The following is a 13,687-nucleotide window of genomic DNA, read 5'->3' on the forward strand; positions in this document are numbered from 1 at the left end:
GCTTCACCGCAGAGCTGGAAGCGGTCGTCTGCGAACCGGTGCTCGGCGACCGCCGCGCACTCCTCAGCGGTGGAGCTGCCGCTGGACCGAGGACACCGCCGCGCCCGCGTGGCGGAGCAGCGCGAGCGCTTCCTCGGACGGCGAGCCCGCGGCCGTGGTCACCACGACCAGGTTCTGCTCGGGCGAGCGCGCGATCGCGAGCGTCTGCTGCGTCACGGTCAGCGCGCCGACCACGGGGTGGCGCAGGTCGTAGGAGGCGGCGTCGCACGGGGTGATCCGGTGGTCGGCCCACAGCGCGACGAACTCCGGGCTCCGCATCGTCAGCTCGCCGATCAGCGCCGCGAGCCGCGGGTCATCGGGGTGCCTGCCGACGGTGATCCGCAGGTTGCCGACCACCGCCCGCGCCTTGCGCCCCCAGTCCGCGTACAGCTCGCGGCAGTGCGGGTCGAGGAAGGTGATCCGACTCATGTTGGGCCGGTTCGCCACGTCCTCCGGTGACTCGCGGTGGACGTGGCCCGCGAACAGCGAATGCGCGAGGTCGTTCCACGCCAGCACATCCGTGCGCCTGCCGAGCACCAGCGCCGGAACGCCGTCCAGCGCGCGCAACAGGTCCCGCGTCTCGTCGGTGACGACCTCCGGGCGCGGACGGCGCACCTTCGGGGCGCGCCGGGTGGCGCCCGCCAGCCGTTGGAGGTGGTCGCGTTCGTGGTCGTCGAGCCGCAGACCGCGGGCGATCGCGTCGAGCACCTCCGCCGAGGCGCCGCGCGACAGGCCCTGTTCCAGGCGGGCGTAGTAGGACACGCTCACGCCCGCCAGGTGCGCGAGCTCCTCGCGGCGCAGCCCGCGCACGCGCCGCCGGGGCCCGATGTCGCGCAGCCCCACGTCCTCCGGGCGCAGCCGTGCGCGCAGTGCCTGCAGGAAGTCGCCGAGCGGGCCTGGACCGTCCATCCGCCCAGTATCGGCGGCGGCGACCGGCCGAGCCACACCCCGCCAGGGATAGGACGGGCGTGGTGTGGTTGTCCCGACAGGACTCCCGCACGCTGGGAGGATGGATCAGATCACCTTGGGCGACGTCACCGTCACCCGCGTCAAGGAGTACTTCGGCTCGGTCGAGATGACCCCGGCGGAGTTCTTCCCCGAAAGCCCCGACGGCGCGTGGGACGAGCACCGCTCCTGGCTCGCGCCCGACTTCCTCGACCCGGAGACGAACGAGTGCGTCGCGGCCATCCAGACCTGGTTGCTGCGCAGCGAAGGCCGCACGATCCTGGTCGACACCGGGGTCGGCAACCACAAGGACCGGCCGTACGCGGCCGTGTGGAACCGGCTGGACACCGACTTCCTGGACAACCTCGCGGCCGCGGGGGTGCGGCCGGAGGACGTCGACCTCGTGGTCAACACCCACCTGCACGTCGACCACGTCGGCTGGAACACCCGACTGGACGGCCGCACCTGGGTGCCGACGTTCCCCAACGCCACCTACCTGATGCCCGAGCGGGACTTCGACTTCTGGAACCCGGCCAACGACCACAAGCCGCTGCTGGGGCGCGGCAACCAGAACGTGTTCGAGGACAGCGTGGCCCCGGTGCACGCGGCGGGTCTGGCGCACCTGTGGGACGACTCGTACCGCATCGACAAGAACCTGCGGCTGGACCTCGCCCCCGGCCACACGCCCGGCTCGTCCGTGCTGACCCTGGACTCGGGCGGCGACCGCGCGCTGTTCGTCGGCGACCTGGTGCACACCGCGCTGCAGCTCGTCGAGCCGGCGACCAACAGCTGCTTCTGCGAGGACCCGGCGCAGGCCCGTGCGACCCGGCACAGGCTCCTGGGCCAGGCGGCCGAGGACAACGCGCTGGTCTTCCCGGCCCACCTCGGCGGGCAGGGCGGCGCGGAGGTCGTCCGCGACGGGGCGGGGTTCGCCATCAAGGAGTGGGCGGGTTTCGCCCGCATCTCCTGATCCCCGACCCACCACTCCGGAGAGGAAAGTCCCTTGTCCCACCAGGAACACCCCGTCGTGGAGACCCCGGCCGGTGCCGTCCGCGGCCTGCGCGGCGCGGCGGGCGAGCGGTACCGCGCCATCCCCTACGCCGCGGCCCCGGTCGGCGCGGACCGGTTCGCTCCCCCGCGGCCGCACGCGGGCTGGGACGGCGTCCGCGACGGCACCCGCCCCTCCCCCACGGCGCCGCAGCCCGCGCGCGACTTCGGCGTGCTCGACATGACCCCGTACTTCGGGCCCGGCTGGGTCCGGGGCGAGGAGTACCTGACCGTCGACGTCCGCACCCCGGCCGCGGACGGGGCGGCGCGGCCGGTGATGGTCTTCGTGCACGGCGGCGGGTTCGTCACCGGGTCCACGCGGGCCGCGCTCTACGACGGCGGCGCCTTCGCGCGCGACGGCGTCGTGCTGGTGACGCTGAACTACCGGCTCGGCGTCCCCGGTTTCCTCGACCTCGACGGTGCCCCCGCCAACCGCGGTCTGCTCGACGTGCTCGCCGCCCTGCGCTGGGTCCGCGACACCATCACCTCGTTCGGCGGCGACCCGGACGAGGTCACGCTGGTCGGCCAGTCCGCCGGAGCCACCCTGGTCTGCGCGCTGCTGGCGACACCGGAGGCGAAGGGGCTGTTCCGCCGGGCGATCGTCCAGAGCGGCAGCGGCACCGGAGCGTTCACCCCGGAACAGGCGCGGAGGGTCGGCCTGGCGGCCGCGGGCGCGTTGGGCGTCGAGCCCACCGCGGAGGCGTTCGCCCGGATCCCCGACGAGCGCTTCGTCGAGATCATCCCGGCGCTGGCCGGGCTCGACCTGCGCACCGCGACCGCGACCGACCCGCTGGTGGGCCTCAGCCCGTTCAGCCTGGTGCTGCCCGAGCAGCCCGCCGACTCGCTCGGGAACGGCCCCGCCGACGTCGCCCTGCTGATCGGCACCAACACCGAGGAAGGACACCTCTACCTCGTCCCGCAGGGACTGTTCGGCAGCTCGACGATCGCCGACGCGGAGGCCACCGCGGCGCGGTCCCACTCCGACCCCCGTGCCGTGGTCGCCGCCCTCGCGGACAGCCGTCCGGGCGCGACACCCGGCGACCTGCGGTCCGCCGCGCTCGGCGACGCCCTGTTCGGGGCGGGCACCGCACGCATGGTCGAAGCCCGCACCCGCCTGGCCGCTGGGAGCACCCACGTCTACCGGTTCGGCTACCGCTCCACGGCGGTGGGCGGCCGACTCGGGGCCGCCCACACCGTCGAGCTGCCCTTCGTGTTCGACGTCGCCGACGACCCCCGGCTGCACGGCCCCGCGGGGCTGCTCGGGCCCGACGCGGCACCCGCGGACCTCGCCGCCGGGATGCACGGCGCCTGGGTCGCCTTCGCCCGCACCGGCGACCCCGGCTGGGCGGCCTACGACCCCGCCACCAGGACCGTGCGGACGTTCGACTGACCACAGCGGCCGTGCGGTCAAGGCCTAGCCGGCGTACCCGAGAGCGCTCGTCGTGCCGATCACCGGTACGGCGCCGGTGCCGCGCCACCCGAGGTGGCCGTCCGGCCGGATCAGGACGCGCTCGCCGGGAACGGGCTCGTAGGTCCGACGCAGGTGGCCGTCCACGTCGAGGGCGTCGGCGTCGAGCACCTGGGCGCCTTCGACCGGGTCGGCGGCCCCGTCGAAGGCCAGGACCGTCCAGTCGGCCCGGCGGCGCAGCAGGAACAGGGTGGTGTCGCCGAGCGGGGCGTCCGGGGCGCGGTCGCCCGGTCGCAGGCCGGGTGCGTCGGGATCGGTGCGGTAGCTCAGGTCGAGCTGGAGCCCTTGGCGGGCAAGGGCCGCCGGACGATCGGCGTAGCCGCCGGCGCCGGAGTCGAGAACTCGGCGGGTGAGCTCGCCGGAGAACCCGATGACCGCCTCGGCGACCGGCTTGCGCTCGGCCTCGTAGGTGTCCAGCAGGGTCTCCTCGGCGCCGTCGAGCACCGCGGCGAGCTTCCACCCCAGGTTGACGGCGTCCTGGACCCCGGTGTTGAGCCCCTGGCCGCCCGCGGGCGAGTGCACGTGCGCGGCGTCGCCCGCGAGGAACACGCGGTCGACGCGGAAGCGGTCCACCATCCGCACGTTGAGCCGCCACGTCGAGCACCAGCCGATCGTGCGCAGGCGCACGCGCGGCCGGATGTCGTCGACCACGGCGCGCAGGGTCGCCTCGTCGGCCCGGACGTCCGGGTCGGGCGAGCGCAGCCCCAGCGCCCAGGTCGGGCACGCGGGCATCGGGCACAGCGAGAGGAAGCCGGGCCCGCCCGCGCCGAGGAGGTCGAACTGGTGCCAGTGGTCGCGGTCGAGCCCGTCCAGCTCGACCTCGGCCAGCACCATCCGGACCTCGTCGTGGGTCTCCCCGGCGAAACCGACCCCGAGCACGCGCCGCACCGTGCTCGACCCGCCGTCGGCACCGACGAGGTAGCGCGAGCGCACGCGCCGCCCGTCGTCGAGGACGGCGGTGACCCCGTCCTCGTCCTGCTCCACGCCGACGACGCGGGCGTTCTGCTCGACCGCGCCACCGAACTCGGCCAGCCGCTCGCGCAGCACCTGGGTCGTCCGCCACTGCGGAATGATCATCGGCTGCGCGAACGGCCGGTCCGGCGTCGGCGTGAGCTCGGGGTGCCTGTCCCGCTCCCGGATCGTGCCGTCGGTCCCGTACTGCCGGAACGGCAGCCCGAACGTCCCCAGCGCCACGAGCCGGTCGGTGACGCCGAGGGGGTCGAGCACCTCCAGGGTCCGCGGCTGGATGCCGTTGCCCCGCGGGCCGGGGAACGGCGCCGGCGCGCTGTCCAGCACCACCACCCGCCGGCCTCGCCGGGCCAGCTCACCTGCCGCCACCAGGCCCGTCGGGCCGGCTCCCACCACCGTGACGTCCACATCCATGTCCATGCCGACCACGCTACCAAAAATAGGACGCAGTCCTAAATGAGACTGAGTCCTAACTTGGTGGGCCGTGTGCCAGACTCTGCCGGTGACCTCCCTGCGCGAACGCAAGAAGGCGCGCACCCGCGCCGAGCTCCAGCGCCACGCGCTGCGCCTGTTCGCCGAGCGCGGCTACGAGGCGACCACCGTCGAGGACATCGCGGCCGCGGCCGAGGTCGCCCGCAGCACGTTCTTCCGCTACTTCGCGGCCAAGGAGGACGTCGTCCTGTTCGACGACGTCGACCCGCTGTTCGAACAGGCCCTCGCCGCCGTCCCCGCGGGCACACCGCTGCTGGTCGCGCTGATCGAGGCGATGCGCGCCACCTTCACCGGGCTCGACGAGCAGAAGCGCGCCGACGAGGAGCTACGGATGCGACTGGTGCGCACGGTGCCCGAGATCGCCGCGGCACTGCGCGCCCGCGGCGCGTGGGAGGTCGAGCAGACCACGCGCTTCGTCGCCCCCGCACTCGGCCGCAGCCCCGACGACATCGAGGTCGTGACCCTCGCCGGAGCGCTCATCGGCGCCCGCTTCGCCGCACAGACCCTCGTCGCCCGCGAGCCCCACCGCAGCTACGTCGACACCACCCTGGAGATCCTCGAACGCCTCCGCACCGGCATCCCGCTGGCCGACGAGCCCATCATCGGCTCCTAGCGGCTCACGGGACCAGGACCAGCTTGCCGCGGGCCTGTCCCGAACGGCTGACGGCGACCGGCTCGCGCCAGTCCTCAAGGGCGTAGGTCGCGGCGACCGGGATGGTGAAACGGCCCTGCGCCGCCAGTTCGGCGTACTCGCCGAGCACGTGGTGGTGCATGTCCATGCCGGTGCTGCGCACCCCCAGGTTCTTCAGCGCGTCGAAGTCGGTGGCCGTGACGATGTGGGCCGGGGCGGTGACCGTGGTCAGCAGCTCCGGCATGACGCCGGCGGGCGCGGCGTCGAAGACGAGGTCGACCGGGCCGCCCACCAGCGTGGTCACCCGTTCGCCGAGACCTTCGCCGTACGCGACGACGTCGGCTCCCGCCTCCCGGAGGACGTCGGCGTAGGTCTTCCCGGCGCTGGCGATGACGCGGGCGCCGTGCCGGAGGGCGATCTGGGCCGCCGCGAAGCCGACCGTGGTGCCGGCGCCGCTGATCAGCACCGTCCGGCCGGAGACGTCCCCGAGGGCGGCGAGGCCCCGTGCGGCGGTCTCGGTCGCCATCGGCAGCGCCGCCGCCTCGGCCGCGCCCAGTCCGGCGGGGCACCGGAACCACGCGGAGAGCAGGGCCTGGTCCGCCGCGCCCGCCGACGGCCCGGTGTACACCGTCGGACCGAAGACGGGGTCGCCGATCCCGACGCCGGTCACGCCGGGGCCGAGGGCGTCCACGGTGCCGGAGGCCTCCAGTCCGATGCCGCGGGGGAAGTCGCCGGTGTGGAGCCCGCCGCAGATGGCCCAGTCGGCGGGGGTCAGCCCGCAGGCCTCGACGGTGATCCGGACCTGGTCCGGGCCGGGCTCCGGCGGTGCCGCCCGCTCCAGCCGCAGCACGTCGGCCGGGTCGCCGTACGAGTGGAAGCGCAAAGCGCGCATGGTCGTCCCTCCGGAAGTAACGACAGGATCTGTCGTCACCGACGCTACACCACGACAACAGAAACTGTCGTCACTAAGCTGGGGGCATGGCACGGTGGGAGGGCAACGCGCGTGGACGGCTGGAACGGGCGGCGCTGGACCTGTTCCGGGAACAGGGCTACGACGGCACGACGGTCGTGCAGATCACGCAGCGGGCGAACCTGACCGAGCGCTCCTTCTACCGCTGGTTCGCCGACAAGCGGGAGGTCCTGTTCGGCGACGACGACCTGGAGGCCTGCTACCTCCCCCGGATCGAGGCCGCGCCGGAAGGGCTCGGCGCGCTGCCCGCGCTCCTGCTCGCCTTCGCGTCCACTCCGGACGTGCTGCGGCCGCGCGACTTCCTGCTCGAACGCGCCGCGGTGATCGCGGCCAGCCCACCGCTGCGGGAACGCGAGCTGATCAAGATGGTGACGCTGTCGGAGAAGCTCGTCGCCGCCCTGGTCCGGCGCGGCCACGACCACCAGACGGCGAGCCTGGCCGCCGACGTGGGCTCGGCCGTGCTGCGGCTGGCCACCCACCGCTGGCTCCTCGGCGACGACTCGGACTTCTCCGACCTGCTCGCCACGGCCCGGCGGGACCTGCTGGACGTCGCGGCCGAAGGGCCCTCGACGCCCTGAAACCGGCTGCGGGCAACGGCCTTCACCACCACGGACGAGGACGCCGGCCATCGCGTCCCCGCCCGCACGGACGTCCCCGCCGCCGACTACAACCGCTCGCCGTCGACCGTCGCCGGGGGCTGACCGGCGGGCTGGCGGCGGTTCTCGAGCTTGATCCCGCACTTGCCGACCAGCGCGGCACCGACACCGATCGTGGTGACCACCGGAGCGGCCAACGCCGCGACCAGCCCAAGAGCCACCGGCACCTCCAGCACCACGTCGTCCTTGCTGTCACGCACGACCACGCGACGGTTGATGCCCTCGTCGACCAACCCGCGAACGGCGTCGACCACGGAGTCGACGGCGGCGCGGCTGGACTCGGGCCTGGATTCGCTCATGACTCTCCTCGCACTGCGGATGTCCTTTTGACATCTCCAGCATGTCCGCGCCGGGACACCGCCGCCATCAGGGTTTCCCCTGACCTCCACCTGATTCGCCCCCGAGTGCGACCCGGCACCGCCCACGGCGCGTTGTTGCCCACAGGAAAAGCCCTTGACCTGGGCCGGAAGATGGCCGAAGTGCGCCGGCTCGCTAGTCGTCCCCGCGGAACTCGTGTTGGTTGTCCGAATGGGAATCCACGGAAAGCGCCTGGGTCCGAGGTGAAGGAATCGATGGACGTGCGCAGGACCCGCGGAACACCCGATCCGCTCGGCCCCGACTCGCTCACGTGGAAGTACCTCGGCGACTGGCGCGGCCTCCTCGTCGCCTTGTGGGCCGGGTCGATGCAGAACATGCATCCGGGCCTCGGCGCGGGAGTCGAGCAGCACTCGCGGTTCTTCGAGGAGCGCTGGCAGCGGTTGCTCCGCTCGATCTACCCGATCAGCGGAGTCGTCTACGACGGGCCGCTCGCCCACCGGACCGCACTGGAGATCCGCGGCTACCACGACCGCGTCAAGGGTGTCGACGCACGGGGACGGCGCTACCACGCCCTGGACCCGGACACCTACTACTGGGCGCACGCGACGTTCTTCGTCAGCACGATCCTCATCGCCGACCACTTCGCCGGGGGCATCGGCGAGGAGGGGAAGCGACGGCTGTTCGACGAGCACGTCACGTGGTGGCGGCTGTACGACATGACGATGCGGCCGGTGCCGGAGAGCTGGGAGGCGTTCCAGTCCTACTGGAAGCACATGTGCGCCGAGGTCCTCGAGGACAACCGGGTCACCAGGGACGTGTTGGACCTGCGCGGGATCGCGAGACCGCCGTTCCTCCCCTGGCTGCCGAACGCGCTCTGGCGGCCGGTGGGCGTGCTGGTCGCGAAAAGCCTCACCTGGCTGACGACCGGGCTCTACGACCCCGAGGTCCGCGACCTGCTCGGCCTGCCGTGGTCCGACCGCGACGCGCGGCGCCACCGGCGGGTGGGGAAGCTGGTCGACGTCCTGTTCACGCTCGTCCCGCACGACCGCCGCTACAACCCGCGGGCCCGTGCGGGCTGGCGCCGCGAACGCGGCGAGGCGACCCGGAACGCCGCCCTGGTCGAGACTCCGCGCAGGAACCTGCCCCACTCGCGGTGACCGGCTCAGGTCGCCTCGACGAGCCCGGCCATCCGGTCGAGGGTGCGGCGCATCGCCCCGCGCGCCGCCCAACGGCCCAGGGCGACGACCACGCGCAGCGGCTCCTCGCTCAGGTCCCAGCTCTCGCGCACCAGCGTGCCGTCGCCGTCCGGCTCGAACTCGTAGCGCCAGATCCGGCCGCCGAACACGAGGCGCCACCTGGCGGAGTCCTCGTGCGGCCTGCTCTGCCAGGCGAACCGCCTGCCGGGCACGGCCTCGATCACGGTGCTCGTCATGACGTACTTGCCGCGCAGGTCCATCCTCATGCCGAAGTGGTCACCCACGCGGAGCGGCCGGACGGGTGAGCTGACGTCGACGGCCTCGACCAGCGAGTCGGATCCGTCGATGTCCTTGTGCCGCAAGGGATCGGCGACCAAGGCGTACATCCGGTCCGCTGGGGCCGCGATGCGGCGCTCGACGGACACGACCCAGCGGCTCATGCAGCCACCCTATCGACGACCGCCCGACTCCACGCCACGAGAGCAGGTCCTGCCGCGGGCGGGCTCGAAGAGGTCTTCTCCGAGCCCGCCCGCGGGGTTCAGCGGACGGCGGCCGTCAGGTGCTCCTCGTGTTCGGGTTCACGCGGCTGGAGCGTGGCGCCCTCGACGTCGAGCCGGGGCAGCCGGCTCAGCCACCGCGGTAGCCACCAGGCGCGCTCGCCGAGCAGGGCCATGGCCGCCGGGACGAGCACCATCCGGACCACGAAGGCGTCGACGAGGATGCCTGCGGCGAGGGCGAAGGCGATCGACATCATGGTCGCGTCGGCTCCGGGGAAGAACCCGGCGAAGACCGCGAACATGATGACCGCCGCCGCGACCACGACCGGGGCGGCCTGGCGGAAGCCCGTGCGGATCGCGGCGGTGTTCGGTTCGCCGCCGCCGTGGGCCTCGTGCATGCGGGAGACCAGGAAGACCTGGTAGTCCATCGCCAGGCCGAACAGGATGCCGACGACGAGGATCGGGGTGAGGCTGATCAGCGGGCCGGGGTTGTCGACGCCGAACAGGTCGCCGAACCAGCCCCACTGGAAGATCGCCACGGACGAGCCGAGCGCGGAGCCGATGGTGAGCAGGAAGCCCAGCACGCCCACCAGCGGCACGAGCAGGGACCGGAACACCAGGACCAGCAGCACGAACGCCAGGCCGACGACGAGCGCCAGGTAGCCCGGCAGCGCGGCGTTGACGGTGCCCGCCACGTCGACGCTGACGGCGGTCTGGCCGGTGACGTAGGCGCGGGGGCCGTCACCGCGCAGCCGGTCGCGGATGTCGTGGACCAGCCGCTCGGTGGCAGCGCTGGCCGGGCCGGACTCGGGGACGACGGTGAGCAGGGCGGCGGTGCCGTCGGCGTTGGGCACCGGGTCGGTGACCGCGACGACGTCGGGCAGGGCGGCCAGGTCGGCCTTGGCGTCGGTGGCGGCCCGCGGGGCGCCCTCGCCGTCGAAGAACACCGTGAGGGGGCCGTTGAAGCCCGCCCCGAAGGCGTCGGCGAGCAGCAGCTCGGCCCGGCCCTGGGTGGTGCTCTCGGTGGGCGTGACGGCGAGCGTGGTCTGCAAGGAGAACAGCGGGATGCTCAACGCGCCGAGTGCCGCGGTGGTCAGCACCAACGCGACCACCCGTCGACGGGTGACCCCGACGACCCAGCCGCGGAAGAACCCCCGGTCCCGGTGCACGGTGGTCGGCGCGTCGCGTTCCTTGCGGGGAAGCGCCCGGCGGCCGAGCAGGGCCAGCACCGCGGGGACGAGCGTGGTGGCGATGAGCACGGCGATGACGATGGTGAACGCCCCGGCGACGCCCATCTGGGTCAGGAACGGGATGCCCGTGACGAACAGGCCGACCAGGGCGATCACGACGGTGAGGCCCGCGGTGACCACGGCGGCGCCCGCGGTGCCCACCGAGGTGGCGACGGCGGCTCCGACGTCCTGGCCGCGGCGCAGCTCGTGGCGGAAGCGGCTGACGATGAACAGGGCGTAGTCGATGCCCACCGCCAGGCCCAGCATCGTGGCGAGCAACGGGGTGGAGGCGGTCAGGTCGACGAAACCGGTGGCGATCTGGATGCCGCAGACGCCGACCCCGACACCGACCAGCGCGGTCAGCAGGTTCATCCCGGCGACCGCCAGCGCGCCGTAGGTGACGGCCAGCACGACGAGGGCCGCGAGCACGCCGATGAGCTCGGTGGAGTGCGCACCGCCCCCGCCCACCCCGACCGCGTCCCCGGACGCCTCGACGGTGAGCCCGCCGGTCCGGGCCCCGGCGACGGCGTCCGCGAGGGCGTCGTGCTGCTCGGCGGTGAGGTCGAAGGCGCTGACGTCGTAGGTGACGGTGCTGTAGGCGGTGGTCAGGTCCGGTGACAGGGCGGTGGGCGTCGGCCGGAGCGGATCGGTCGCCGAGGCGACCCCGTCGAGCCCGCCCAGCCTGGTGACGAGCTCGCCCACGGCGGCGGTGTTCGCCTCGGTGGTCAGCGTCTGCCCCTGCGGGGCCTTGACCACGACCCGCGCGGACGCGGTGTCACCGCCGCCTCCGCCGAACTCGCGCTTGATGAGGTCCATCGCCTCGACGGACTCCTGGCCGGGCAGCGAGAAGGTGTCCACCGTGTTGCCCGCCAGTCGACCCGCGCCGACACCGGCGCCGATGAGCACCACCAGCCAGACGACGATGAACAGGGCCGGGCGCCGGTAGGCCGCGGCGCCGACGCGGAAGAGCAAGCGTGCCACGGTGATCAGCCCTCCACGCGGTCGGGACGGGAGGCACGGGGACGGTCGCGGGGCGGAACTCGGAGGCGGGACATGGCACCCAGCCTGTCTTCCGACACCGCGGACGGCATCGCTCGCCAGGCGGCTTTCCGGACCCCGTCCGCTAGTCCTCGCGAGCTACGCCCCTCCCGTCGAGAACACCAGGACATCCACGCCGTGGCGCGGATGTCCTGGTGCGCCGTCGTCCACTTTCGACAGCGCGTAGTCCTCGAGGACTAGTGGCGACGTCCGGGTGTCGATCCGGCGGGCGATGCGACGGGGACGCGCGGGGAGCATGCTGGGGAGGTGTCGTCCAGTGTGGAACCGCCCCTCCGGCAGGAGACCCGCGCCGACCGGCCGTCCCGGTGGCACCCGCACGAGCAGGTCGACGCCACGACCCCGGTGCGCGAGGCCTTCCGGGACGTCTGGCCGGTGCTCGTCGTGGCGCTGCTGGGCACGCTGGTGGTGCGCGACGGCGGGATCACCGCTCCGCTGTGGCTGGTCGTGCTGGTGGTGGTCGTCCCCCTGCTCCCCGCCCTCTGGCGGCACCGCCGTCCGGTGACCGCGTTCCTCGGCACCTCCGCGTGCTCGGTCGCGGCCTTCGCGGCCTTGGGGCTGAGCGGTCACGAGCTCGTCGTGCCGGTCCTGGCGCTCACCCTCTGCCTGGTGACCGTCGTGGACCGGGAACAGGACCGGGTCGCCGTCGCCGCGACCGCGCTGTGCCTGCTGTTCGACGCCGCCACCGTGCTGACGCCCATGTCACCCGCTCCGGGCGCCAGCAGGCCGGTGTACGCCCTGGTGATCCTGACCGGGGCAGCGGTGCTGCTGGGGCGCAACCGACGGGGCCGCCGCGCCGTGCTGGCGGGGCTGCGGGAGCGCGCGGAGACCGCGGAGCGCACCAGGGACGCGCTCGCCCGTGCCGCCGTGGCGGAGGAGCGGCGGCACATCGCCCGCGAGGTGCACGACATCGTCTCCCACAACATCGCCGTGATGACCAACCTGGCCGACGGGGCCGCGGTCGCGTTGCGCCGCAACGCCATCCCGCCCGTCGCGCTCACCGCGGTGGAGGCCATCGCGGGCACCGGGAGGGAGGCGATGGAGGAGATGCACGCCCTGCTCGGGGTGCTGCGCGACCCCGGTGAACGGGACGAGCCCACCCGGCCGCCCGCACCGGGCATCGAGCAGCTGCCGACCCTGGTGGAGCAGGTCCGGGCCGCCGGTCTGGACGTCGCCCTGGTCCGTCGCGGCGAGGCCCGCCCGGTCGGCGGCGGCACCTCGTTGACGGCGTACCGCCTGGTCCAGGAAGCGCTGAGCAACAGCCTGCGCCACGCCCGCGACGCCCGGTGCGCCATGGTGACGCTGCGGTGGTCCACCGACCAGCTCGTCCTCGACGTCGTCGACGACGGGGTGTCCCGAGGCGCGGCACCGGCGGGCACCGGGACCGGGCACGGCCTCATCGGGATGCGCGAACGGGTGCTCGCCCACGGCGGGACGATCACCGCCGGTCCCGACGAGACCTCCGGCTGGCGGGTCACCGCGCACCTCCCGCTGGCCGCACCGCACACGGGGAGTCCGGCATGACCACGGTGGTGCTCGTCGACGACGAACCGCTCGTCCGGCTGGGTCTGGGCATGGTCCTGGACGGCAGCGACGACATCGAGGTGGTCGGCCAGGCGGGCGACGGCGAGGAGGCCGTCGCCCTCGTCGAGCGGCTGCGGCCCGACGTCGTGGTCATGGACATCCGGATGCCGGGCACCGACGGCGTGCAGGCCACCCGGCGGATCGTGGAGTCCGGGCTGCCCAGCCGGGTGCTGGCCCTGACCACGTTCGACCTGGACGAGTACGCGTTCGCCGCCCTCCAGGCGGGCGCCAGCGGCTTCCTGCTCAAGACCTCCGACCCCCGGCACCTGGTCGACGCGATCCGCACCATCGCCCGCGGTGACGCGGTGGTCGCGCCGCGGGTGACCAGGCGGCTGCTGGAGACCTTCGCCGAGCACCTGCCGACCGGCGACTCCCCCGCCGCCGACCCGAGGCTGGCCCGGTTGACCGACCGCGAACGGGAGGTCCTCGTCGAGATGGCCACCGGCAAGTCCAACGCCGAGATCGCCCGCGACCTCGTCGTGTCCGAGTACACCGTCAAGGCGCACGTCGCACGGGTGCTCGGCAAGCTGGAGCTCCGCGACCGCACCCAGGCCGCCGTCTTCGCGTTCCGCCAGGGCCTGGCGCGGTGA

Annotated in this window: 13 protein-coding genes; 7 read left to right on the forward strand and 6 right to left on the reverse strand. The window is 73.6% G+C overall.

Annotated elements, in window-relative coordinates; all coding sequences use genetic code 11:
• Positions 1 to 63 precede the first annotated feature (63 nt).
• Positions 64 to 948, reverse strand: a complete 885-nt coding sequence (locus CLV43_RS18250; protein ID WP_106188419.1) for a helix-turn-helix transcriptional regulator — start codon at positions 946 to 948, stop codon at positions 64 to 66.
• Positions 949 to 1,048: 100 nt separating this feature from the next.
• Here CLV43_RS18250 and CLV43_RS18255 point away from each other — a divergent pair, with 100 nt between their 5' ends.
• Complete coding sequence (locus CLV43_RS18255) at positions 1,049 to 1,954, forward strand: MBL fold metallo-hydrolase (RefSeq protein ID WP_106188420.1); 906 nt, start codon at positions 1,049 to 1,051, stop codon at positions 1,952 to 1,954.
• Between the two features lie 33 nt (positions 1,955 to 1,987).
• The gene (locus tag CLV43_RS18260; protein WP_106188421.1) at positions 1,988 to 3,421 is read left to right on the forward strand and encodes a carboxylesterase/lipase family protein; all 1,434 of its coding nucleotides are present in this window, start codon (positions 1,988 to 1,990) and stop codon (positions 3,419 to 3,421) included.
• Positions 3,422 to 3,445: 24 nt separating this feature from the next.
• Here CLV43_RS18260 and CLV43_RS18265 read toward each other — a convergent pair whose 3' ends face one another.
• Complete coding sequence (locus tag CLV43_RS18265; protein WP_245886636.1) at positions 3,446 to 4,888, reverse strand: FAD-dependent monooxygenase; 1,443 nt, start codon at positions 4,886 to 4,888, stop codon at positions 3,446 to 3,448.
• An 82-nt stretch (positions 4,889 to 4,970) separates the two neighbouring features.
• Here CLV43_RS18265 and CLV43_RS18270 point away from each other — a divergent pair, with 82 nt between their 5' ends.
• Positions 4,971 to 5,573, forward strand: coding sequence for a TetR family transcriptional regulator (locus CLV43_RS18270; protein ID WP_106188422.1), 603 nt, complete (start codon positions 4,971 to 4,973; stop codon positions 5,571 to 5,573).
• Positions 5,574 to 5,577: 4 nt separating this feature from the next.
• Here the strand turns inward: CLV43_RS18270 and CLV43_RS18275 are convergent, their stop codons facing one another.
• Entirely contained in the window at positions 5,578 to 6,483 is a 906-nt protein-coding gene (locus CLV43_RS18275; protein WP_106188423.1) for an NADP-dependent oxidoreductase, read from the reverse strand.
• 86 nt (positions 6,484 to 6,569) lie between these two features.
• On the opposite strand from CLV43_RS18275, the gene CLV43_RS18280 reads away from it, so the two are divergent.
• Entirely contained in the window at positions 6,570 to 7,139 is a 570-nt protein-coding gene (locus tag CLV43_RS18280) for a TetR/AcrR family transcriptional regulator (RefSeq protein ID WP_106188424.1), read from the forward strand.
• An 86-nt stretch (positions 7,140 to 7,225) separates the two neighbouring features.
• Here the strand turns inward: CLV43_RS18280 and CLV43_RS18285 are convergent, their stop codons facing one another.
• Positions 7,226 to 7,516, reverse strand: coding sequence for a DUF4342 domain-containing protein (locus CLV43_RS18285; RefSeq protein WP_106188425.1), 291 nt, complete (start codon positions 7,514 to 7,516; stop codon positions 7,226 to 7,228).
• Positions 7,517 to 7,789: 273 nt separating this feature from the next.
• Between CLV43_RS18285 and CLV43_RS18290 the strand changes: the two genes are divergently transcribed.
• The gene (locus CLV43_RS18290; protein WP_106188426.1) at positions 7,790 to 8,692 is read left to right on the forward strand and encodes an oxygenase MpaB family protein; all 903 of its coding nucleotides are present in this window, start codon (positions 7,790 to 7,792) and stop codon (positions 8,690 to 8,692) included.
• 5 nt (positions 8,693 to 8,697) lie between these two features.
• On the opposite strand, the gene CLV43_RS18295 is transcribed toward CLV43_RS18290, so the two are convergent.
• Together CLV43_RS18295 and CLV43_RS18300 are read right to left on the reverse strand one after the other, a co-directional pair.
• On the reverse strand, positions 8,698 to 9,171 hold the full coding sequence (locus tag CLV43_RS18295; RefSeq protein ID WP_106188427.1) for an SRPBCC family protein: 474 nt from the start codon (positions 9,169 to 9,171) through the stop codon (positions 8,698 to 8,700).
• A 98-nt stretch (positions 9,172 to 9,269) separates the two neighbouring features.
• Positions 9,270 to 11,438 (reverse strand): MMPL family transporter, encoded by a 2,169-nt coding sequence (locus tag CLV43_RS18300; RefSeq protein ID WP_106188428.1) that lies wholly within the window; start codon positions 11,436 to 11,438, stop codon positions 9,270 to 9,272.
• A gap of 336 nt (positions 11,439 to 11,774) precedes the next feature.
• Here CLV43_RS18300 and CLV43_RS18305 point away from each other — a divergent pair, with 336 nt between their 5' ends.
• Together CLV43_RS18305 and CLV43_RS18310 are read left to right on the forward strand one after the other, a co-directional pair.
• Complete coding sequence (locus CLV43_RS18305; protein WP_106188429.1) at positions 11,775 to 13,037, forward strand: sensor histidine kinase; 1,263 nt, start codon at positions 11,775 to 11,777, stop codon at positions 13,035 to 13,037.
• Complete coding sequence (locus CLV43_RS18310) at positions 13,034 to 13,687, forward strand: response regulator (RefSeq protein WP_106188430.1); 654 nt, start codon at positions 13,034 to 13,036, stop codon at positions 13,685 to 13,687. Before CLV43_RS18305 ends, CLV43_RS18310 begins: the two co-directional genes overlap by 4 nt.

The sequence above is a fragment of the Umezawaea tangerina genome (assembly GCF_003002815.1).
Classification (GTDB): domain Bacteria; phylum Actinomycetota; class Actinomycetes; order Mycobacteriales; family Pseudonocardiaceae; genus Umezawaea; species Umezawaea tangerina.